This window comes from Fructobacillus evanidus, assembly GCF_963580165.1.
GTDB classification, from domain to species: Bacteria; Bacillota; Bacilli; order Lactobacillales; family Lactobacillaceae; genus Fructobacillus; species Fructobacillus evanidus.
On the sequence record NZ_CAUZLM010000004.1, the window covers coordinates 168,419 to 189,232 of the forward strand.

The window sequence follows — 20,814 nt, forward strand, 5'->3', positions numbered from 1 at the left end:
CCTTATGCGTTCTTCTTCAATTTATGTTCAAGATGCTGGATGTAGTAACTTAATGGCAAGGTAATGATCAGGTAGAAAAGGCCAATGATAATATACGTTGTAAAGGTATCAAAGGAGTTCGCTGCTACGATGTTTCCTTGGTACATCAAGTCCAAACCACCAACAAAGGCCAAAATTGATGAATTTTTTACCAGGTTAATAAACTGATTTCCCAATGAAGGAATCGCCACCTTGAAGGCCTGAGGTAAAATAATCACCCGCATTGCCTGACCAAACGTCAACCCGTTTGCTCGTGCCCCTTCCATCTGGCCGGCTTCAATTGAAAGAATTCCAGCTCGAACGGATTCGGCAATAAAGGCTGAGGTATACAGCGTCAAGGCAATTGTTCCAGCCGTAAATCCTGTCATCTTAATCACCTTCGCTACCGCCAGGTAGAAGAAGAGCGTGATAATCAGCAAAGGAATGTTTCGGAAAACCTGGACATAGATATTACCGATTGTGCGGGCCGTCCTTGAATTCGTGACCTGCATAATCGCAAAAATTGTTCCTAAAATCAGTGATCCCACCAAGGCAAAGATACTAGCCAACAGGGTGTGACCAAATCCTTGGAGGAAGACCGAGAAATTTTGTTCAAACAAACTCATTCGTGCACCTCCAAATCATGCCAATCCAAACCTGGTACCTGGCCGAACCACTTCTTGATCAATTGGTTGTAGACACCATTCTTCTTCATGGTGTTAATTGCCTGATTGACTTGGTCAACCATTGGCTTTTGATCATGGTCAAAGGCTGCCCCGTAAGGACCGTTGGTCAACGTACCACCAACAACCTGGTAGTCTGGATTTTCTGTCGCCAAACCATACAAAATAGCGTTATCAGTTGAGATCGCTTGTCCCTGACCAGCCTTCAATGCCTGCATGGCTGAAGCATAGTCTTGCAAGGCAATCGTCTTGGCCTTCGGTGCAAACTTCTTAATATTTTGGGCTGCAGTTGTTCCGACAACCACCAAAACAGTCTTACTTGGGTCATTCAAATCATTCACTGATTTGATACCCGAGTCCTTCTTAACTAACAATGACTGACCCGCTGGAAAATATGGTTGACTGAAATCAACAATCTTTGCCCGTTCTGGAGTAATCGTCATAACACCGAAGACCCCATCAATGTTAGTGTTCTTCAGCAACTGAATCTTGGAAGCAGTTGAAACCGTCACGAAGGATGGTGTCAACTTTTCACCGATTTGCTTACCAATTTGCTTGGTCACAGCCTTGGCCATGTCAACATCGAACCCTTCGGACTGACCAGTCTTCGTGTCCATCAAACCAAACAGCTTGGTATCAGCCTTAGTCCCCCAAACAATTTTCCCACTCTTCTTTACTCGAGTGAGGGTATCTTGGTGCTTAGCATTATGTGCAACCGTTTGTTGCGCCCAGAATAGACCAAGAACAATGGCCAAGGCTAAAATAATGGTCGCGATTAAGCCAAAGCGCCGCTTCTTTGCTTTTTCCATAAAGCAATTCCCCTTTCCCGTCTTCTTAGTGGTGTTCCACCTGGCTTAAGAACTTCTTCGCCCGCGGTTCTCGAGGATTTTCAAAGAAACTAGCTGTCGAATTATCTTCCAAAATGCGACCGTCGGCCATAAAAATAACCCGATCAGCCACTGCCTTGGCAAAGCCCATTTCGTGCGTCACAACCAACAAAGTCATGGATGAATCTTTGGCGATGTCACGCATAACATCCAAAACATCCCCAATCATTTCGGGGTCCAATGCAGAAGTTGGTTCATCGAACAAGAGTGCCTTTGGCTTCATTGCCAAAGACCGGGCAATGGCGATTCGCTGCTTTTGGCCACCTGATAAGGCCGATGGCATGTTGTTTGCCTTATCAGCCAAACCAACTTTTTCCAGCAATTCCATTGCGATTCGCTTGTTTTCGGCCTCTTCGCGGCCCAAAACTAAACGCGGTGCCAACATGATGTTCTCCAACGCCGTCTTGTTGTTATACAAATTAAAGTGTTGGAAGACCATCCCGACATCTCGACGGATCTTATTAATGTCGGTTTTGGGGTCGTGGAGGTCTTGACCATCCACAATCAACTGCCCGTCTTCGATTTCTTCTAAACCGTTGACGGTTCGAATCAAGGTCGACTTTCCTGACCCAGAAGGGCCAATTAAGACAACAGTCTCACCCGCATCAATTTTTAAATTGACGTCATGAAGGGCATGAAAGTCACCATAGTACTTTTGTACATTTTTGAATTCGATCATTGACATCGTTTTTCTCCTTGCAACATTTATTCTAGTCGACCGTAACTGGGCCAAGCTTATTTCCATCTTACGGGTCAACGTCCTAAAATCTGACAAACTTTGTCAGCTAACATAACAAAATAATGAAAAAAGTTTAAGTTTTTTCTTATATTGACCGTCTAAAAGCTAACAAAAAGAGCAAAAGAAGACAAACGTTCTGCTTTTGCTCTAAAATAATTTACTCGCATTTCAACCTTGTTATTAAACCCGATGACCCGTCTCCAATGTCTCTTCCATTTTTTCAACTAATGGTTCGACAGGAAAACGATTTTTAAGGAAATCAAAAATGGCTAAGATGATTGGTCGAACAACCAAGAAGAAAATCGGTACAGCAACAAAGAATGTTTTCACCCAATTCATCAAGTAACCAGGCAGAAATTGCGGATACAGCTTGCGGTATATTTCAGTTAACCAGATCATCATGATGGAAACATTGAGCATAATCACGGTTAATGGAACAGTGTACTTTTCGGATAAATGATTTTTAATAAATTTTGGATAATGCTTATGAAGCTGCATAGTAATCGGCAGAGTCACAAAAGTTCGCAGGCAATAAATAAAGACTACGATAATGGGGTACATGAGCCAAACGCGCTCAAGCTTTCTTTCGGAAAAACCAAAACGAATAACAGTATTATATGTGGACATGATGGCAACCATCACGATTGGAAAAACCCAAGCAAGGGTATTAGGGTGGTACAAAAGCTTATGTAAAAATTTTGATAACGATTTCATCTAATAGTTTTCCTTTCATCGATTATATTTTTCCACCAAAAAATCAGCTAGGGTGACCCGCTGGCAACCCTAGCTGATTCAACAGCAGGAAATGTCAAAGTACTTATATTTCAACCATAACAGAAAACCTGATATTTGTCTAAATTTGTTAATATTTCTACCTTATCACAACAAATTATAAATTAAAAAAAGCAATTCAGGGTTTGAATTGCTTTCTCAAAGTTGTATTCATTTATGTTATGCCGGCAGGCTTTAGCTTTAACGCTGATTTTTACCAATCATTCGAACATTCGCAAACTTATCGGTTGGAAAGACCAAAACCAGCAAAATTAGCAAGGACACGATATCGTTCAGCAATCCATTAGAGCCAATAATATCCGACAAGATATCAATAGCAAAAACGACCCAAACTAAGACAGCATTCAATCCGGTGTCTCGAATGCGTCGAACTTCCAGCGATAACGATGGAATTATAATAGCCAAAAACACCAATCCTGAAACAACTAGCCAGACGATGAGGCCACCAGATAAGGTCGTTAACCAATGCCAGATATTTAATTTTTCATCAGCTGGTGCCAGGCCAGCAAAAATGGTGGCAACTACCCAGAGAAGTGCCAGAACACTACCGAGTAAAACCATCCACCAATATTCAGCTCTAGTTGCAGTGCCGGTAAAATTAAAATAGTTTTTCCAAAAGCTTTTGAAAGAAGCGCCCATGGTCATTTATATTGTTCTCCTTCTCTGTTCCTGTTGATGTCCATTGTACGCAAGCTTGGAAAGGCATGCAAGGTGGAATAGAGTTGGGAAAAGGATTTTTGATTCCGACCTTTTTCTGCTCACTGCTTTAACGAGAGGCGCTTTCCCTGTGCTTTCGCCTGCGCTTCGGTCATCGTGATGATGTTGGCCTTATTAGTACGAGCTGGCATTGAATCGGTACTATACCAGTAGACATCTGATTTTCCGCCACCGGTGACATAAACTGTTCTATCGGATTCACCGCTATTGCCTTGATCAGACTGAGTAAGTTGCGCAGCAGGCGCTGTAGACTGTTCTGTCGGGGTGATCGATTGTGCTACTGAAGCATCTGATTGCGTTGCAGGAGCTGCACTTTGCTCCTGCTTTTTTGTCGTTGATGCTTTTGACTTACTTTTCTTTGTTGCAGCACTTGTACCGGACTTTGCAACCGTATTTGTCGCTCGCCCACTAGCATAATCAATCGTTCCGTTTGGTGTCACATTATCCAGGACAACATGGGTGATACCATTGCCATCAGTTGATTCCTTCCCTGAACCAAGCTGGATTGTAAGTGTCTTACCCGAGCTATCTAAGCCAACATAATCCAACTTGACTTGGCGAGGAATCAATTCATCCCCTTGATAAATTGGCGTTACTTGATAGTCTAGCCAGTAATTAGGATGGTTAGCCAGCCAAGAATCAAGACGATTTTCATAGAAAAGCATGGAATCTTGATTACTATCGTTCATCCCCTTATAATTACCAGCATTCATCCAAGCCGTTTCTGGTACTAAGTTTTTGGGTTCATCATTCAAACCACTAAATTGGTATCCAACTAAATGACCTCGGTTCATTACCCAAGCCTGTTTGGTTCCATCACCATAATAAAACTTAAAATTGTGCCACCCAACTGGATTGTACTTTAATTTTGCTGCTCGTTTAACTCTTGGTTCATCCTTATCCTGCAATTGAATATGAGAATAAGTTGCTCGACCCAATCGATCCAAGTCGCCCATGACCATTTGCCGCTTGCCGGCAAAGGCTAAAAGGCCACCATCTGTTTGCTGCTTTTGATCAACATTGGTACTGGCACTTTGCGCAGTCGAAGCACTACTTGAAGCATCAGAAGACTTTTTAGACTTCGATGTCGTTGTAACTGATTTTTTCGCCCTTGGCTTGTCGTCCGCCTGTGATTGATCGGCAGGTGTCGTTACCCCGGCAATCATAAAAAATACCAGCGTTGCAACTAGCAGCCACTTACCTCGCTTTTGCAGCTTTACCCCTGCCCGCTTATTTTTCACCCATTCGACCATTAGCCAAATCAGGAACACCAAAAATAACATTATGAAAAAATCATTCATTGTTTCTCCCTCGCTCTTAGCGTTTTTTTTGCGCACGTTGTTCAAGTTTATGGAAGAAAATACTAAATTTATTATTACCTTTTTAGTAACTCAAAAAGCTGTTAAAATAACTCTCTCTAGTACCTCTACCTGCACTTAATCCAAAAAAATATACATTTTCTATTCTACAGTATTTTTTTTCTAATGTGTATCAGTGTATAAATATTCAAAGAGACTGCAATAAAAAGTAATTTTATATCGACGAAATCATAACAAAATTTTCAACCAATATTTTCTCTGGTACTATTTGATTAATTAAACTTGATAAATCGGTTTTATACTTTAGTGACGAAGGTTCTGACATATTTCTCCGCCGCGCCATAATCAACAAAAGCTCATTTTCAACTCTCACATTGCAATTCAAGCCAGTGCTAAACTCTCCACAACAGCTTGATTAATAAAGGAAAAAACAATGAAATTCAATAAAACCATCCCCGAATTATCCGTCTTTAGCCTTGAACAATCAAAACGCTTTTATCTCGATACTTTAAAATTTAAAGTTGAGTATGAACGACCAGATGAACATTTTGTTTTCTTAAGTAAGGATGGTAACCAGGTCATGCTGGAAGAAATTCACGATAACGGTTGGAACACCGCTGAACTCACTTATCCTCTGGGACGTGGTATCAATTTATCATTTGAAATTCCAACAATTGATGATTTTTATCATGCAATTATTAGCAGTGGTGTGCCTTTATTCCGTGAGCTAATGATTAGCCGATACGAAGGTGTTGACGGTTTGATTGTCCAAAAAGAATTTTTGATTCAAGATCCAAATGGCTATTTGCTGAGATTTACGGATTAAAAAAGGCTGGCACTCCAACGATCAGCATATGTTAAGCCGTTTTAAGTTATACTGTTTGTAATATCACACCCAGTAACTTTCAGAATCTCGCAATACTGATTTTAAAAAATCAGCCTTTATTCTGATTTCAACTCTAAACAATGGCAATACGAGATTAAACAGGAGAAATTATGTTTACAGGAAAAAATGTAAAATTATCGCATTACCACGAAGGTGATGGCAACGATTTCGCCAACTGGCAATGGGATGAGAACTTTATTAACCCATTGTCTGATGACGTCATTCATCCCTTTACAGCAGAGGACTGGGAAAAAATTTTTCGCAATTCTTCTAGAAGTGACGAAAATGTTGAGTTTACCGTTCGCAAAGTCGATGATGACAGCTTAATTGGGTTTGTCAGTCTATCAAATATCAGTATTCGTAACCACTCTTGTGAACTAGGTATCGGTTTTCCAAGAGAACAAGACCGGTCTAAAGGCTATGGTCAAGAAACACTGTCCTTGATATTGAACTATGGTTTCAATAACCTGAACATGCACAAAATAAAATTATCGGTCTTCCCTTTCAATACCGGAGCTGTGAAAGCTTATACTAAGGCTGGTTTCGTCAAAGAAGGTACTTCAAAAAATGAAGTCTTCTATGATGGTAAATGGGTTGATTTTGACCACTACGCTATTTTTCAAGAGGACTGGTTGGCTGGTAGTAAATCAAAAGAATGAATAGCATAGATTAAAGAGTCCGCCCCCTATTCAAGTTGCAGACCCTTTAATATCCTTTTTCAACTAGCGTACCTCATGAGTTATACTATTTTTTACGGCAAAGCAAAGGAGACTTAATATGGCCATTACATTCGGTAAACCAAATGAAAATGATTTAGATAAAATTATGGATATTGAACATTCAGGTTTTTCTGAGGCTGAAGCAGCTACTAGGGAAAGCATGTTAGCACGCATAAAAATTATTCCGGATACTTTTATTGTTGCCTATGATGAACAAGGAAATCCTGCAGGTTATATTGTTGGTCCAGCGTCGACAGAACGCTATATTTCAGACGAACTATTTGAAACTTCAGTTCCTAATTCAGCGCAAGCACCTTATCAAACTATTCTGAGTTTGGTAGTATCGCCAGAAAAACAAAAAATGGTCATTGCAGGTCAGCTGTTGCAACAATTGGCTGTCCTTTCTAAACAACAAGGGCGTCAGTTAATAACCCTCACGTGTTTAGAAAAATTAGTTCCTTTTTATGAAAGAAACGGTTACCAAGTCGATGGTATTTCTGATTCTCAGCATGCTGGTGAAACTTGGTATAACATGACTAGAAAGCTTTAATTACCATTATCATCAAATATAATTTCATATTTTAATAATAGTAAATGTTCAATAGAAAAAGCTTACGATATCAAATCGTAAGCTTTTTTGTCGTTTACCTGTACTTTTTTGTCCCAAAAAAGTACCATTTTGATTAATTTTCTTTGACTTCTCTTGATTTTCCTTGAGTACTAAAGTGGTACTTTTCAAGGTTTCTGACTGCTAATGCCTACTGTTGTAGGCTTCTATGGAGAAGAAGGGACTCCAGTTAATCACTGGTGTAATGGGCTTTGTCACTAATATTGTACCTTTTTCTGTACTTTTGCCCTTGCTAACTGATTAATCCAGTCAAAAACTCCCCTGTTTGCTCCTTGGCTTTTTTCGTTATCTCTGCATAGATATTTAAGGTTATATTGGCGTCAGCATGGCCCAAATAACTCTGTACCTGCTTCACGCTTGCGCCTTGCTCCAGGGCTAACGTGGCCCAAGTGTGGCGGAGGCCGTGCATTGCTACCCCATTGGCTACATTGTACTGATCGCTAACTTCATGTAACCATTTATTAGGCCTTAATGATTGCAACGGCTTCCCATTGTTGTTAAATACAAAATCAGTCGGCTCATTGCGTTGGCTCAAGTTATACCAGTGTGAGAGCACCCTAAGCATATCAGTAGCAACTTTGATTGTTCTGGTACTTGTCATGCTCTTAGTGCCCTTAATGTAAGTGCCACCATGCAAGCCACGGCCTAGCGCTTGTTCTATGTTGATATAACCGCCATCAAAGTCAACGTGTTGCCACTGCAAGGCTAGAACTTCCTCTGTCCTCATACCAGTAAAGGCCACCAGCCTCAAAAGCGTGTAAGCCTGCCGATTAATCTGACAATATTGACTATCTAGCACCCCAATAAAGTTACGGAACTCATCCCCATCCATGGCCTTCTTTGTTGGTTGGCTTTTTCGTTCCCTTGGCATATCAACCTTAGTAAACGGGTCAACCTCAATCATATCCATCTTTACAGCTAACTTAGTAAGTTGATTGAGGTAACCAACCACCTTTTTATATCTTAGAAGTTTAGCCTGCATTGTGTTAAGATAACCCTGTAATTTGATTGGCTCTATCTGATTAACAAGCACACCCCCCCAAACTGGTAAGATGTGCAGATCAAAATAGTTCAATACTTTGGCTAAGGTACTCTCTTCTACCGTATTCTGGTAGCCATCTAGCCAAATTTGATAAAGCTCCCGAACGGTTAGCACGTTCTTGGGGGCTTTTTTATTGTATTTACTATTACCATTTTCAAACAGAACTTTTTCATTATAAAACCATGCTTGAGCTGTTCGCTTGCTTGAAAAACCTCGTTTCTGTACGCGTGCTTTGGTCTTGTCATAGTTAGTCCCGAGCATTCCCGACACTTCCCACGACTTACCTTTTTTACTTTCAACCTCTTTTAATTTCATTTGTTCGCCTCTCTGATAGTTCTAGCTCCTTCAAAGATTAAGCAAAATGAAAAAGGCGTGATAGTTCTTGATTACTCTTGACTACCACGCCTCTTATTTTGCCACCGTTTTTACTTTTGCACAATGTAATAGCTTAAGTATTCCTATTTAATTTGTTCCGCTAATTTTCCAAAAATGTTCCGCTATAAAAACGCTGTAATCCTTGTGGCTCTAAGGATTGTTTCGATGTTCCAAATGTTCCAGGTCGTTTTTTCCTTTATATGCGTATATACTTTATATACCTATATATACAACTAATAAATTATATGGAACAAATGGAACAAACACAGTTAATACCTAGAGACTCTAGGAGTGACGCATTTACACCATTGGAACACTAGCGGAACAAACTTTATCTATTAGTTTCCTTGAACGCTTGGTATAACTAGCTTTATAGCTGTTTTTTTATTTTTTGTTGTATCGGAACACTTTGCGGAACAAATCAGCAAAATACTATTCCTTTGTATACTTTTTCAGGTCCAAGCCAAGCCAGCTTGCTTGTGGGTTTTCGGTATCGCCCTCTGGATGGTTTCTTGTTTTAGCCCCAATATATCCCAGCAATTCGAGTTTTTTATTAAATTGCCGTTCTTTTATTTTGCTTTGTTGTTTATTGTCAACTAACCAATCTCTAAATCGTGCATATGCTGTCCCTTTCTTTATTCCACCGTCTGCCCCTTCAGGAAGCGGCGTTTTGGCCTCGGATAAAAACAACGTTACTAAGTCCTGTTCAATTGCCCAAGCTTCAGTTAGTTCTTTAATTTCATCATTAACAGTTAGATGGCCAATGTCTCTAGCTTGTTTAAAGGCCTCAATACACTCAATGGCAAAGCTCCCAATTTCTTTAACAGCTTTAGACTCGGACCATTTTTTTGAACGTTTCTCGGCCTCTTGCGGGTTATCTCGCACCTTTGGAGCTACCACAGGTACAAGGTGAATACGTTGAGCCAGTGCCGAACTCATAGCGATTTTAGGACGGCTATTAGTTGCAAAAATTAATTTTGCGTATAATTCGACACTGATAGCGTTTGTTCCTTTTCCTTCAACTTCCACCACGTCGCCCCCCGTTATGGTTTTAAGGGCGTCTGGCGTACTAATAACCGTGTCGGGAATGTCCAAATGGATATTCGCCAACTTCCCAATGAGGTCAACCGTTCCAAATCGTGAACTTTTGCCATTGCTACCTGTCAGGGTATCGATGTCTTTAGCTACCAAGTTGGCTTTTCCAATAAGCGGGAGTATGATACGGCTAATAAAGTAACTTTTGCCTGTTCCTCCTATTTCATCGAGAATAATTGTCAGCGTATTAAATGTGTGTTGCTCTGGTATGAAAGCATAACCAACAATCTCTTTTACGTATTCCCATGATGGGCCAAAAATGTATTTACCCCAAACGTTAATATTGGTAGTTGTTCCTTCTGGCCTTGCTTCATAGTCATGACCATTTACTAAATAATCAGTAGGAACATTTACCCCTAGCATTTCGCCCGACTTTAACAAATATGTGCCGTTTTTAAAGGCCACTCTGTCCGTTTTCTGCTTAATAAATGGATTGTATTGTAATTGTGCTTTAATAATGACAGTCTTGGCTGTGTCTTCCATTCGCTTCACACTATAAAAATCCACTTCTTTCAGGTAGTCCATCGCATACCGTTTGGCATTCAATAACGCCCGTTCTTTTTTGGTATCTTCCCAATTCACGCCATTATAGCTGTAATAATTAAAGTCATTACCAAATGGGACAACCTTGATCGGATGTTTTTTTAAAATTGTTTCTGCCAGTAGTAAATGATTAATATTTTTAGGTTTGCCATCACCGTCAACAATTAGCCATTTTGGTTGCTTTTCAATTTTTGCCATTAATTCCCCCTAGTCTTCCATCTCAAAACACAACTCGCCCACCTTATTAGTAATATCAATGGACAAACTCGAGATATTTTTTAATATCTTGTCGCTGTCGTATTCATCCACTTGTTTATTTTTAATTGCAACTGCTAACAGCTTGGAAATGGCGTTAATTTCTGATGATAAACCTGATATAATTTCAAGGTCTAATTTATATACCGTTGTTACTTCTTGTTTTTTCATGATAAAATTACAGTTAAATAGCCACTAAAAAGGCGTTTAATCCAAGTCATTCCCATACTGTCGCCAAACTTTCAGGGGATGTCTTTTTTTGTGCCTTTGTCATGGATTAACTAACTTCCTTTCTGTTACTTTCGTGCCCTGTCTTGTTTGCCGAGTGTATAACCGACTTGTACACCACCTAAACCAATGAGGGTAAAGGTGGCAAGCGTGATTAAAATATTGATTATTTGCATGTCATCCCCTTAGTTCCAGTTTTCAATGGCTTGGTCAATCTCGTCCCTGTCGTATACAGTTCGGTAACTGGTAATATGTGCCTTAACTTTCCCTGTGGCAATGAGATGCTTCCTGAAGGTGTTCACTGCACACCCTGCGTACTTAGCCCCATCCTTCAATGTTAACCACCTAGGCCACTCTGTGACCGTCTGTACTGTTTGCTCCATTGCTATACCTCCTCTAGTAGCCAGTCGTTCAACTTGTCGAACGTCCGTTCTTGTGCCGTGTCTACCTTACGATTGATAATTCGTGAGATAGTCACGCTATTAACTCCCGTCTTTTCTGCTAACTGCCCATAGTTCAGGCGTTCTCGTGCCTGCTTAATCGTTAGGGCGTCAACAAAGCTTTTTGTTAATGCTTTCATACCGCGCTCCTTTCCATGCATAATATGCATATGTTCATCAACAATAATATTATGCACTTTTTACATTGTCAAGAGGATTTGTTTGCATTTACTGCATAAGTTGTTAAAATCTAACTATATTAAGTCTTACAAAGGGTGCGCATATGGAACAAAATAGGATTAAACAATTAAGACAAGAGCAAAAGATTAGCTTAACTAAGCTTGCCTCCATTGTTGGCATATCACAGCCCACTCTTTCGAGGTATGAAAGTGGGTACATTAAAAACGGTAAGCATGAAGTATGGCAAAAACTCGCTGATTTTTTTGGTGTGCCTGTTGGCTATGTACAGGGGGTTAGTGAGTACAAGAGTCCTTTTAATAATGTTTTTTCTGCCCACAATGAAAACATTGAAGTTCCGACAATCAACGAACAAGAGTTATCAAACATAATTGATTACAAAAATAATATTGGGAATGAAGAATTTAATAAAGAGTGGCAAAGTCGCCAAACAGACATCAAATCAAATAATGTTGGTCCTATTCTTGATTTAGTCTCTAAAATTGAAAGTAGTAACTTAGAAGAAAATATTGACTATAACCAGTCTATTACTAAGTCGGATTTGCGTTCCTTAGTGTTAGATATAATAACCGACATCGTTTTATTAGCTGATGAAGATAGGTTACAAATATTGTTAGACATAAGGAATTTAACTAAAGAGCAAATTTTAAACACAATAAAAGCAACACACAAAGCTAACAATAATTTGCCAACTGACGGACGTAACGGTATACCTAAATAATGAGCTCAATAAGCACAAAAATAGCCCTACTCGATTGAGTAAGGCTTAATGATATACAGCAATCAAACACCGATATCGGGGATGGTAAAAGTTCACATGAAGGAAAAATATTATGATAACAAGACTAGAGCTAAGAGATAATTTATCCACTGCCATTAAAAAACTCGAATCACAGTATAAGTATTACAAAAAAATTTCATCAATTTTGAGTATGCTGAATATTACATTATCTTCTAGCATACCGATTATCATTTCATTATCCGAAAAAAATGTTCACTTGCTTATTATTGTTTCAGTATTTTCAGCTATTATCACACTAATTCAAACAACTAAGTCAACATTCAAAATTGAAGATAAAAAGAATTTAATGGGAACAGCTCTAATTACAATCAAAAAGGAACAATTACTTTTCGATATTCACGCTTCCCCTTATGATCAAACGGACGATGAAGATGTAAAAACATTAGTTAAAAATATTATTAATTCGTCTGAACAATCACTTGACGACTTTTTTGATTCTGTGAAATAGTCATAGGAATGTTCACAACAGCCACATTATAAATATTAAAGGAGAAAAAACATGATTGCACTTATTGGATTAGCACTCGTATTTATTGGTATCATTGTTCTTATTTTTGGTAGCATTGCACCACTGCTTAGGCTTTACTTCGGTGATAAAAGTGTCATCACTCAAATCATCTGGGGTTCTTTAATTTTCATTTTAGGCGCTATTATCCTTCTTATGAACGCCATTCATATGAGTTAATATAAGACGTTCTAAACGATTAACCTAAAGCCAATAAAAAAGTAATATACACCTAAGGGATAGGCTATTGTTCCTAAACTTAAATGTTTGCGTTGGTGCGCCATGCAATAGCCGTTATTCCTGTTATTAAATATCTGTGGGCCTGCATAATTGCGGGTCCTTTTTTATGTGGGGATGATTAACAACCGCACTTAGATGTGATGTTGTGAAGTGCTTTCCCCTTTCGCCAATCGTGGCGAATGTGTCAGCTTTTAGTTTTTGAGAATTCTGATTGAGGATAAAGTAGACCGATCTACAAAAATGAAGTACTTTAATACACTAACAAACCGCACAGAATATAAAAAATAACACTGACCATGATTTTAAATGTCCCACGGGACTATCTCTCCCTGAAGGCTTGTTAGGGCGTTATAATTTCCGTTTTCAATAATTACATGCGCCTTCCGATTACTATATGTGCTTTTATTAGCCAATGAATAAACCAAGAAACCGATAACACCAGGTACAAAACTTAATAAAATCCACGATGATCCAGAACAAAACAATACTATGATAATTGTTGATAGACTAAAAATAATACCTGAAAAATTCGCTTTAAATGCATCCAAAAAGGTAATTTTATTATGTTTTTTAGGAGTTGTTCGGAATTTAGCTGACACACCAAATAATGATAAAAATGCTGCCTTCACAGTAATATAATACATGCCACCATATAAAAAAGCAGCTAAACATTCGTACTTAATTACTTTCCACAAAGTCCAACCAGATAACTTTTGAAACCATCCATCTGCAATAGATTGTGAGAAATAAACAATCAGTGTTGGAATTAAAAAAAATGTTTGCATTCCCGTATGCACGTGCGCTAATGGGAAAACAATCGAGCTCAACGTTAATGAGAGATATTCCAAAGCAAACAGGATATCAGATAAAACAAAGGATAACAAATCTAACTTTTGGGTTTTGGATAACACTTTGGTTTGCCAAATCTTCTTACCGTATAATTTCATAAATTCAAAATTTGCTGAACTGAACTTAGCTGATCGTGTCATTAAAGCCGCCTGATTAATAGGAAAAGCTTCGTTACCATAAATTTGATGGACAAATTGTATGTTAAATCCTTTAAATAACGCTTCAACACTAAAACATAGGTCTTCAGCAACGGCTTGTGGAATTTGCCCAACGGCTTCAAAACATTCTTTTGAAACAATTGTACCGTGTCCCAATTCAATATCAACACAATCACCCTTGGATACTTGGATAACCTCACCATTGTTATCCTTTGATAAAGTCCCTGAAAACATCGATCGAACAGTATTTTGAACTGGCCAAAAAGAGTTTCCTGACGAAGAGAAAAGAGATTGAAATTCATTTAGATTCTGACCAGAAATGTGATTAGCTTGCACAATCCCAAGCTGGCGTTGCTCATGTTGTTGGGCAAACTGAAAAAATTTTAATGTTTTTTCAACAAATTCCTTTTCTAAAAGCTCATCAGCATCTAAAATAACAAAATAGTCATAATCATCATGGAGCTCGTGACATAAGAAATGATTCAAATTACCAGCCTTAGCGTATCGATTATTTACATCATGAATTAACTGAACATTTGAATGTAACTGTACGTATCGTCTCACTTTATTAATGTAGTAATTATCTGTCGAGTTATCTAAGATAACAGATTGACAATTAGTATACGTCTGCTGAAAACATTGGTCTGCAGCATAAGGTAGGAAGTCGTTATATGTTGTATATAACAATAAAACCTTGGGGTAAAAATTATCCTGTAACGCTGTACTTAATACGTTATTTTCATATGCTATTACATCTTGTTTTTCACGCTGATAAACCACTGGAAAAACAAAGTGAAGAATGCCAAAGTAAAAAAATATACCCACAAACAGCTGATTAAGAATGATTAACATTGAGTAATACGGGTGTCCGGCATAATAAGTTGGCAGCACTCCATATCGAAAGGTAAAGTATTCAAATATAACCATTGTAATTATCCAAATAGATAAAATCATTTTGTAGGTATACGGTTTCGAGCGTTTATTTTGATACTTCCATACTGAAGAGAGTATTTTAGTATTTCCTTGTAACGATGCTTTTCTCATGATAAAAAATCTCTTTTTATTATTAATAATACTTTACAGCTACAGATACCCTTTATTTACTTGGCACCTATGAGTAATGTTGTATAGCCCCCGTAATCATTTTTATATCGCCTCCTCTATCCGCTTTTATTAAAGACAACTCGCACATACTATATACTTTACATATACTACATGTTCAAAATTTTTTGTTTAGATTAAATACAAGTAACGTTTATTACTGTGGGAAATTTATAATAAAACTCTTAACTTCGTTAGCCTCTTATCCTTATCCACCAAAACATAGGCCCTGAATTTAAAGTATTACCTGACCCGACTTTATGACGGAACAGGTTTTTTAATTTTTCGCAGAAAGTTGTGAAGGAGTCAGCAATACACAGACCACTTTAATTAAAGTGCTCAAAACAGGGATGTGTTTAGCGCCCATTTTTGCGCCTTGTCCTTTTCCAATATTTTAGCAATAAAAAGACAAATGCTGTTCATATTCAAACCTAAAAAATCGACAAAAACCGAACAATTGAACCAAAACACACCAAGTTAAACCACACACCCAACACCCTGTAAACGCCACTGCTGAGCCATTTTCGCCAAAAGTTGCGAAAGTTGTCCACCTTTGGACACCCCCCCTACCTAAATTTTTTGAAAATTGGCTTTTATGTAAAATGACGATATGTGAGCGCTCTCTTGATTGGCCGCGTATGGGGGGGCTTGTTCGAATTCTAGCCAGTTTGCTTGCAAATGGCTATGAAGACAAATAAAAAAAGCCGTGGTGGGCTTCTGAGAGCTACCTAGTGGCTTGTATTCTTTCTGTTTGTTTGATTGACCTGGCCAACCGTCTCAAGTCTCTGTTAATTCTTTCAATCTCGGCCGTTGGTGCTGTGATGTTGTAAAACTCGCCAAATGGCTTTTTGTTTTTGTAGTGGTCTTTTTCCATCTCGATGATTTCGGGCGCTAGATCCTTGGTGTAGTTATCCAAGGTATCAACCAACTCAACCCAAAAATTAAAGTTCTCACGGCCGTACCTTCCCATATTCTCTTGGTGAGTTTCAGCATACTCAAGCATAGCGTGTGCCTTGCCCTTAAAGTAATGTTCTAATAGCCGTGTTGGTGTCACTCTAATCATCCCCCATAAGTGCTTTTAAGACTATTGTACAGCACACCAAACCAACAAAAAAAGACGACCCGAAGGCCGTCACAGAGCTAGAACATGCTTATTTTTTCTGTACCTTTTTCTGTACTTTTGCTTGATTTCTCTTGATTACCAAAAAATCAAAATCGCTTAACACTGGGATTTGTGACCCCTCTTGACTGCTCTTGATGAGCAAAATGGAGAAGAAGGGATTCGAACCCTCGCACGCTTTAACACGTCTACACCCTTAGCAAGGGCGCCTCTTCAGCCTCTTGAGTACTTCTCCGTAACAGATAATATCATAACAGATAATATTTGTTACGGCAAGCACTTTTAACGATTCTCGATTGCCATCACGGACAAATTGAAGTTGTCCCACAATCCTTGATCGTCATTCTTAAAGTCTTCAATCAAAGAGCTGCCCCTTGGCTTGATAGTTGCGGAAAGCTCATGATAGACATCATAAAGCTCCAACTCCTTCTGATCGTTCCACTTAACCGTGTAAAAAGTACCATCCATCCGGTAGTCCAAAATTTCTTCCAAACCACGCAAAAGAGTCCGCTCAATCATTTCTTCTTCCGTGACCGCTTCACCCCGGGCATTCAAAATCGCCACTTGGTCCTTTACCTGTTGATAATCATCAGCAACTTCCATGTTATCCATTTTGTGGCCGCCTTTCATTACTCTTTTTTGCTGTTCTATATTATAATTGAATATATCTATTATACTAAGGTGATTTGAATGACACAACTCGTGACAACAGAAGAAATGCAGGAACTAGACCAATACACAATGACAGACATCGGTTTGTCAGAAGATGTTTTGATTGAACGTGCCGCTTTAGCCGCCTTGGACGTCCTTGGCGCCGGTGCCTATGACCTCTCCAACGTCTTGGTCTTAGTTGGCTTGGGCAATAACGGTGCCGATGGAATTGCCCTCGCGCGCTTGTTGCACCAGCTGCACATCCCTGTTTCATTACAGTTTGTCGGTAATGCTAACAAGGCTAAGCCTGCCGTCAAGCACCAACTACAAATCGCTGAAGCCTGTGGCGTTCCCCGTTCTGAAAAATCAGACTTCAAGCAAGCTTCATTGATCATCGACGCCATCTTTGGTACCGGATTAAACAAAGATTTGCCAGATGGCCTGCAAAAGATGGTCAAAGCAGCCAACCACATCGAAAGTACCGTTGTCGCCCTCGACCTGCCAACTGGCGTAAATGGCTCCACCGGGCAAATTATGGGTGCTGCCCTGAAGGCCAAGACGACGATTTCCTTTGGCTTCATCAAAGCTGGTGTTACCAAAAATCCAGGCAAAAAATCGGCCGGACAAGTCCTGGTCAAAGATATCGGGATTGTCGTCCCAGAGGACTTCCAGTTTTCCATTAAAGAACAATAACAATGCGACAAAAAAGCCAAACCCTTCGGGGTTTGGTTTTTTTTGTCGCATTTGATTACTGCTTATTTATGATAAGTCGAACCCGCTGAAATCATCATTGCTCGATAAATCTGCTCAACCAACACCAAACGCATCAGCTGGTGTGGCAGCGTCAACCGTCCAAAGGAAAGTAAGAGGTTGGCGCGCTTTTTAATGGCGGGGTCCAGCCCCAGGGATCCACCAATAATGAAGGTTAGGGTGCCATGACCCGTATTTTTGGCAGCTTCTAATTTCTGCGCAAAGTCTTCCGAGGCTAGCTCCTTCCCCTCAATCGCTAAAACAACGACAAAGTCCCGCTCACCAATTTTACCTTGGATTCGTTCCGCTTCCTTTGCCATAATTTGTTGATTTTCAGCTGCCGATGCTTTTTCAGGTGTCTTTTCATCCGGCACCTCAACCATTTCCACGGTACCAAAGCGATTCAGCCGCTTCGCATACTCCGCAATCCCCTTTTTCAGGTAATCTTCTTTTAATTTTCCAACCGTTAATATTTTAATTTTCATTTTAGTTTCACCACTTGTTTTGGTCTAAAAACAAAACTTGCTTCCTTTCATTCAACTTATCCACTCTTTTATCCACTAATCCCCAGACTTATACCCGTCAAATCAGTTCATATAGACCAATTTATGTCGAATTATCCCCAAACGCACCACTTATCCACAGGTTTTGGGGGTAACTTTTCCAAAAAGAGAAAGGCGATAAGACTGGGATTTTTGAAAACTTATCCCAATTTTTCCCCATTCCCCTTTTTACGAACAAAAGAGCACATCTGTTCCCCTGCCAATTTTGTGAACATTCGTCTTTTCACCGCATAGTCCAAAGTTGTCCTTGTGATAAAGCGCTAATTAACGCCTTTTCCGTCTTAAAAAGGCGAATTTAAGAACTCTTTTGGGCCTCGACTATTCATTTTACCGCAAATCAACCGAACAGACATTCTAAAATTGGTATAGTCGCTAATTTTAATGCTTAAATGACATCTTTTAAATCAGTTTTAAGGCCGATTCACTTGCTTAAATTGATCCACGGGTGCAAAAAGAAAAGTTAACAAAAAAGCGGATAACTAGGAACATAATTCCAAGTTATCCGCCTTCATTTTTAAGACGCCTCACGCGCCTTCAGAGCCTTCAAATAGGCTTCAAGGGTTAGATGATGCTTCGTCATATACTTCGCGTTTGTGACCCCAACATACCGGAAGTGCCAGGACTCATAATCAATCCCAGTCTCTTTAATTGATACCTTATCCTTTGGATAACGAAGAATGAAACCATAGTCAGGTGCGTGGTCAATTAACCAGCGCTGCGAAGCGAACTGGTCCATCTCGCCCGTTAGGCCTGGATACTTCGCTAAAGCATCATTTCCAGCTAAATCAATGGCCAAACCAGTTTGGTGTTCGGATGAACCAGGTGTTTGCACAACCTTCTTAGTTTCGGCCAACGCCTTTTCCTCCGATTCACCATTCTTTTCGTTGTTTGCTAAGACGTTCGCAAAGACTTCCTTTTGATATTCAATCGACCGGTAGCCTGAAACTAAGGTGGTATCATAACCAGCTGCCTTGGCACCAGCCATAAAATCAATCACGCTTTGCTGGATCTTTTGGTTAACAACCTTGTCCCCAACCTTAGCCTGGGTAAAATTGATTTCCTGATTTTCAGGATGTTGCTTATTGATTAACATCAGGTCCCAGTCAGTGCTTTTCACACCCTTTGGCAGGCTAGTTGTCGTTGCCTTTGTCTGTGACTGGCTCGTTTTCTGGCCCTGACTTTGCCCATGTGATCCAAGTACCAACCAGACTACCACCGCCAGTAAAATCAGGCCAGCAAGCACCGCTATGATTCGTTTTTTATTTGTCATCAGTGAACCTCCCACGGCCTTACGATACAAAAAAAGACTGGAATAAATTCCAGTCTTTTGTTTTATGATGGTCAGTCAGGGGCTCGAACCCTGGACCCACGGATTAAGAGTCCGTTGCTCTACCAACTGAGCTAACTAACCATGGATGTCTTTCACAACAAAAGATATCATACCATATATAGCGACAGTCGGCAAGCTTTTTTGCCAAAAAAGTGGAATTTTCTAATTTAATTTTCTTCCGCTAGCTTAGCTTGGGCCAAATAGAAGCAGCCAATGATACCAGCATTATCACCAGTCGAAACGGGGACAATGTAGTCATCAAAATCAGGTGTTGCCAAATAGTTACGGAACTTATCTGCAAAGGCCTTCCGAACCATTGGTAACAAATTTTCACGATGTGGAACCCCACCACCAAAGATAATCTTATCGGGGCGGAGGATGACCGTAAAGTCAACAGCCGCCTGAGCCAAGTAGTCGGCCTCGATTTCCCAAGCGATATGGTCGTCTGGCAATTCCTTAGCCGTCATTCCCCAACGTTCAGCCATAGCTGGTCCAGCTGCTAACCCTTCCAAACAGTGGTCCTGATGGAATGGGCAATGACCCTTGTAATCATCCTTTGGATGCTTTTGAATCATAATGTGACCAGCCTCAGGGTGACCGCAGCCTGTCAAAAAGTGGCCACGGTTGATGATGCCAGCCCCAACACCAGTTCCAATCGTGAGGTAAACCATTGACTGATTTTCCTTCACAGCTCCCGTCTTATACTCCGCCCAGGCGGCGCCATTAACGTCGGTCGTCCAATAGTAAGGAATGTCACGCCAGGCCTTCATTCGACCCAAGAAATCGTAACCTGACCAGCCACGCTTTGGCGTATCCAAAACACGGCCATAAGTCTTGGACTCCGGATTAATATCAATGGGACCAAACATCGCAATCCCTATTGCCTTGATATCCTCAAACTGATCAAAATAGGCAATCACCGCATCAAGCGTCTTTTCACCGTCTTCAGTCGGAATCGACTGACGGTCAACAATCTTCATATCCTCATCACAGACAGCTAAAACAAACTTCGTACCGCCGCCTTCAATTGCTCCTAATAGTGCCATGGCGAACATCCTTTCCGCTTTGTTTTGAACCGGAGGTTGATTTTATTCAACACGTTTCTTTATCTTTATTGTAAACGCTTACAGACAAACAAACAACACTTTTTTGCTTTTTCATTAATTATATTGCAAAATCGC

23 protein-coding genes and 2 tRNA genes are annotated in these 20,814 nt (G+C 39.8%); 7 read left to right on the forward strand and 18 right to left on the reverse strand.

Annotation, left to right across the window (positions count from 1 at the left end; all coding sequences use genetic code 11):
• Window positions 1–2 precede the first annotated feature (2 nt).
• The 6 genes from AABI08_RS04405 to AABI08_RS04430 form a co-directional block, all read right to left on the reverse strand.
• Window positions 3–644 (reverse strand): amino acid ABC transporter permease, encoded by a 642-nt coding sequence (locus AABI08_RS04405; protein ID WP_338343680.1) that lies wholly within the window; start codon window positions 642–644, stop codon window positions 3–5.
• Complete coding sequence (locus AABI08_RS04410) at window positions 641–1,510, reverse strand: transporter substrate-binding domain-containing protein (protein WP_047974558.1); 870 nt, start codon at window positions 1,508–1,510, stop codon at window positions 641–643. Before AABI08_RS04410 ends, AABI08_RS04405 begins: the two co-directional genes overlap by 4 nt.
• Before the next feature lie 25 nt (window positions 1,511–1,535).
• A complete protein-coding gene (locus AABI08_RS04415; RefSeq protein WP_338343681.1) occupies window positions 1,536–2,273 on the reverse strand; it encodes an amino acid ABC transporter ATP-binding protein in 738 nt (245 codons plus the stop codon).
• A 234-nt stretch (window positions 2,274–2,507) separates the two neighbouring features.
• Window positions 2,508–3,041: a hypothetical protein gene (locus AABI08_RS04420; RefSeq protein WP_338343682.1), complete on the reverse strand. Its 534-nt coding sequence runs from the start codon at window positions 3,039–3,041 to the stop codon at window positions 2,508–2,510.
• Between the two features lie 258 nt (window positions 3,042–3,299).
• Window positions 3,300–3,764: a DUF805 domain-containing protein gene (locus AABI08_RS04425; protein ID WP_338344358.1), complete on the reverse strand. Its 465-nt coding sequence runs from the start codon at window positions 3,762–3,764 to the stop codon at window positions 3,300–3,302.
• 113 nt (window positions 3,765–3,877) lie between these two features.
• Window positions 3,878–5,137 (reverse strand): DNA/RNA non-specific endonuclease, encoded by a 1,260-nt coding sequence (locus AABI08_RS04430; RefSeq protein ID WP_338343684.1) that lies wholly within the window; start codon window positions 5,135–5,137, stop codon window positions 3,878–3,880.
• 451 nt (window positions 5,138–5,588) lie between these two features.
• Here AABI08_RS04430 and AABI08_RS04435 point away from each other — a divergent pair, with 451 nt between their 5' ends.
• From AABI08_RS04435 to AABI08_RS04445, 3 genes are all read left to right on the forward strand, one after another.
• Window positions 5,589–5,981 carry a bleomycin resistance protein gene (locus tag AABI08_RS04435; RefSeq protein ID WP_338343685.1) on the forward strand — a complete coding sequence of 131 codons (393 nt, stop codon included), beginning with the start codon at window positions 5,589–5,591 and terminating at the stop codon, window positions 5,979–5,981.
• A 170-nt stretch (window positions 5,982–6,151) separates the two neighbouring features.
• The gene (locus tag AABI08_RS04440; RefSeq protein WP_338343686.1) at window positions 6,152–6,700 is read left to right on the forward strand and encodes a GNAT family N-acetyltransferase; all 549 of its coding nucleotides are present in this window, start codon (window positions 6,152–6,154) and stop codon (window positions 6,698–6,700) included.
• A 118-nt stretch (window positions 6,701–6,818) separates the two neighbouring features.
• Window positions 6,819–7,310 carry a GNAT family N-acetyltransferase gene (locus AABI08_RS04445; protein WP_338343687.1) on the forward strand — a complete coding sequence of 164 codons (492 nt, stop codon included), beginning with the start codon at window positions 6,819–6,821 and terminating at the stop codon, window positions 7,308–7,310.
• A 310-nt stretch (window positions 7,311–7,620) separates the two neighbouring features.
• Here the strand turns inward: AABI08_RS04445 and AABI08_RS04450 are convergent, their stop codons facing one another.
• The 4 genes from AABI08_RS04450 to AABI08_RS04465 form a co-directional block, all read right to left on the reverse strand.
• Window positions 7,621–8,745 carry a tyrosine-type recombinase/integrase gene (locus AABI08_RS04450; RefSeq protein ID WP_338343688.1) on the reverse strand — a complete coding sequence of 375 codons (1,125 nt, stop codon included), beginning with the start codon at window positions 8,743–8,745 and terminating at the stop codon, window positions 7,621–7,623.
• Between the two features lie 492 nt (window positions 8,746–9,237).
• Window positions 9,238–10,641: a DUF5906 domain-containing protein gene (locus AABI08_RS04455; protein WP_338343689.1), complete on the reverse strand. Its 1,404-nt coding sequence runs from the start codon at window positions 10,639–10,641 to the stop codon at window positions 9,238–9,240.
• A 9-nt stretch (window positions 10,642–10,650) separates the two neighbouring features.
• The gene (locus tag AABI08_RS04460; protein ID WP_338343690.1) at window positions 10,651–10,869 is read right to left on the reverse strand and encodes a hypothetical protein; all 219 of its coding nucleotides are present in this window, start codon (window positions 10,867–10,869) and stop codon (window positions 10,651–10,653) included.
• 442 nt (window positions 10,870–11,311) lie between these two features.
• Window positions 11,312–11,506: a helix-turn-helix domain-containing protein gene (locus AABI08_RS04465; protein ID WP_338343692.1), complete on the reverse strand. Its 195-nt coding sequence runs from the start codon at window positions 11,504–11,506 to the stop codon at window positions 11,312–11,314.
• A gap of 143 nt (window positions 11,507–11,649) precedes the next feature.
• Here AABI08_RS04465 and AABI08_RS04470 point away from each other — a divergent pair, with 143 nt between their 5' ends.
• From AABI08_RS04470 to AABI08_RS04480, 3 genes are all read left to right on the forward strand, one after another.
• Entirely contained in the window at window positions 11,650–12,285 is a 636-nt protein-coding gene (locus AABI08_RS04470) for a helix-turn-helix domain-containing protein (RefSeq protein WP_338343693.1), read from the forward strand.
• 112 nt (window positions 12,286–12,397) lie between these two features.
• On the forward strand, window positions 12,398–12,814 hold the full coding sequence (locus tag AABI08_RS04475; protein WP_338343694.1) for a DUF4231 domain-containing protein: 417 nt from the start codon (window positions 12,398–12,400) through the stop codon (window positions 12,812–12,814).
• 51 nt (window positions 12,815–12,865) lie between these two features.
• Window positions 12,866–13,051, forward strand: a complete 186-nt coding sequence (locus AABI08_RS04480; RefSeq protein ID WP_338343695.1) for a hypothetical protein — start codon at window positions 12,866–12,868, stop codon at window positions 13,049–13,051.
• Between the two features lie 362 nt (window positions 13,052–13,413).
• Here AABI08_RS04480 and AABI08_RS04485 read toward each other — a convergent pair whose 3' ends face one another.
• The 4 genes from AABI08_RS04485 to AABI08_RS04500 form a co-directional block, all read right to left on the reverse strand.
• Complete coding sequence (locus AABI08_RS04485; protein WP_338343696.1) at window positions 13,414–15,162, reverse strand: glycosyltransferase family 2 protein; 1,749 nt, start codon at window positions 15,160–15,162, stop codon at window positions 13,414–13,416.
• A 781-nt stretch (window positions 15,163–15,943) separates the two neighbouring features.
• The gene (locus AABI08_RS04490; protein WP_338343697.1) at window positions 15,944–16,282 is read right to left on the reverse strand and encodes a hypothetical protein; all 339 of its coding nucleotides are present in this window, start codon (window positions 16,280–16,282) and stop codon (window positions 15,944–15,946) included.
• A 204-nt stretch (window positions 16,283–16,486) separates the two neighbouring features.
• Window positions 16,487–16,574, reverse strand: a tRNA-Ser gene (locus AABI08_RS04495).
• A gap of 47 nt (window positions 16,575–16,621) precedes the next feature.
• The gene (locus AABI08_RS04500; protein WP_338343698.1) at window positions 16,622–16,951 is read right to left on the reverse strand and encodes a hypothetical protein; all 330 of its coding nucleotides are present in this window, start codon (window positions 16,949–16,951) and stop codon (window positions 16,622–16,624) included.
• A gap of 78 nt (window positions 16,952–17,029) precedes the next feature.
• Between AABI08_RS04500 and AABI08_RS04505 the strand changes: the two genes are divergently transcribed.
• Window positions 17,030–17,683, forward strand: a complete 654-nt coding sequence (locus AABI08_RS04505; protein ID WP_338343699.1) for an NAD(P)H-hydrate epimerase — start codon at window positions 17,030–17,032, stop codon at window positions 17,681–17,683.
• A 62-nt stretch (window positions 17,684–17,745) separates the two neighbouring features.
• Here the strand turns inward: AABI08_RS04505 and rlmH are convergent, their stop codons facing one another.
• The 4 genes from rlmH to AABI08_RS04525 form a co-directional block, all read right to left on the reverse strand.
• Window positions 17,746–18,225, reverse strand: coding sequence for a 23S rRNA (pseudouridine(1915)-N(3))-methyltransferase RlmH (gene rlmH / locus AABI08_RS04510; RefSeq protein WP_338343700.1), 480 nt, complete (start codon window positions 18,223–18,225; stop codon window positions 17,746–17,748).
• 592 nt (window positions 18,226–18,817) lie between these two features.
• Complete coding sequence (locus AABI08_RS04515; protein ID WP_338343701.1) at window positions 18,818–19,573, reverse strand: M15 family metallopeptidase; 756 nt, start codon at window positions 19,571–19,573, stop codon at window positions 18,818–18,820.
• A gap of 68 nt (window positions 19,574–19,641) precedes the next feature.
• A tRNA-Lys gene (locus AABI08_RS04520) sits at window positions 19,642–19,714 on the reverse strand.
• Window positions 19,715–19,800: 86 nt separating this feature from the next.
• Window positions 19,801–20,679 (reverse strand): ROK family protein, encoded by an 879-nt coding sequence (locus AABI08_RS04525; RefSeq protein WP_338343702.1) that lies wholly within the window; start codon window positions 20,677–20,679, stop codon window positions 19,801–19,803.
• Between the last annotated feature and the right edge of the window lie 135 nt (window positions 20,680–20,814).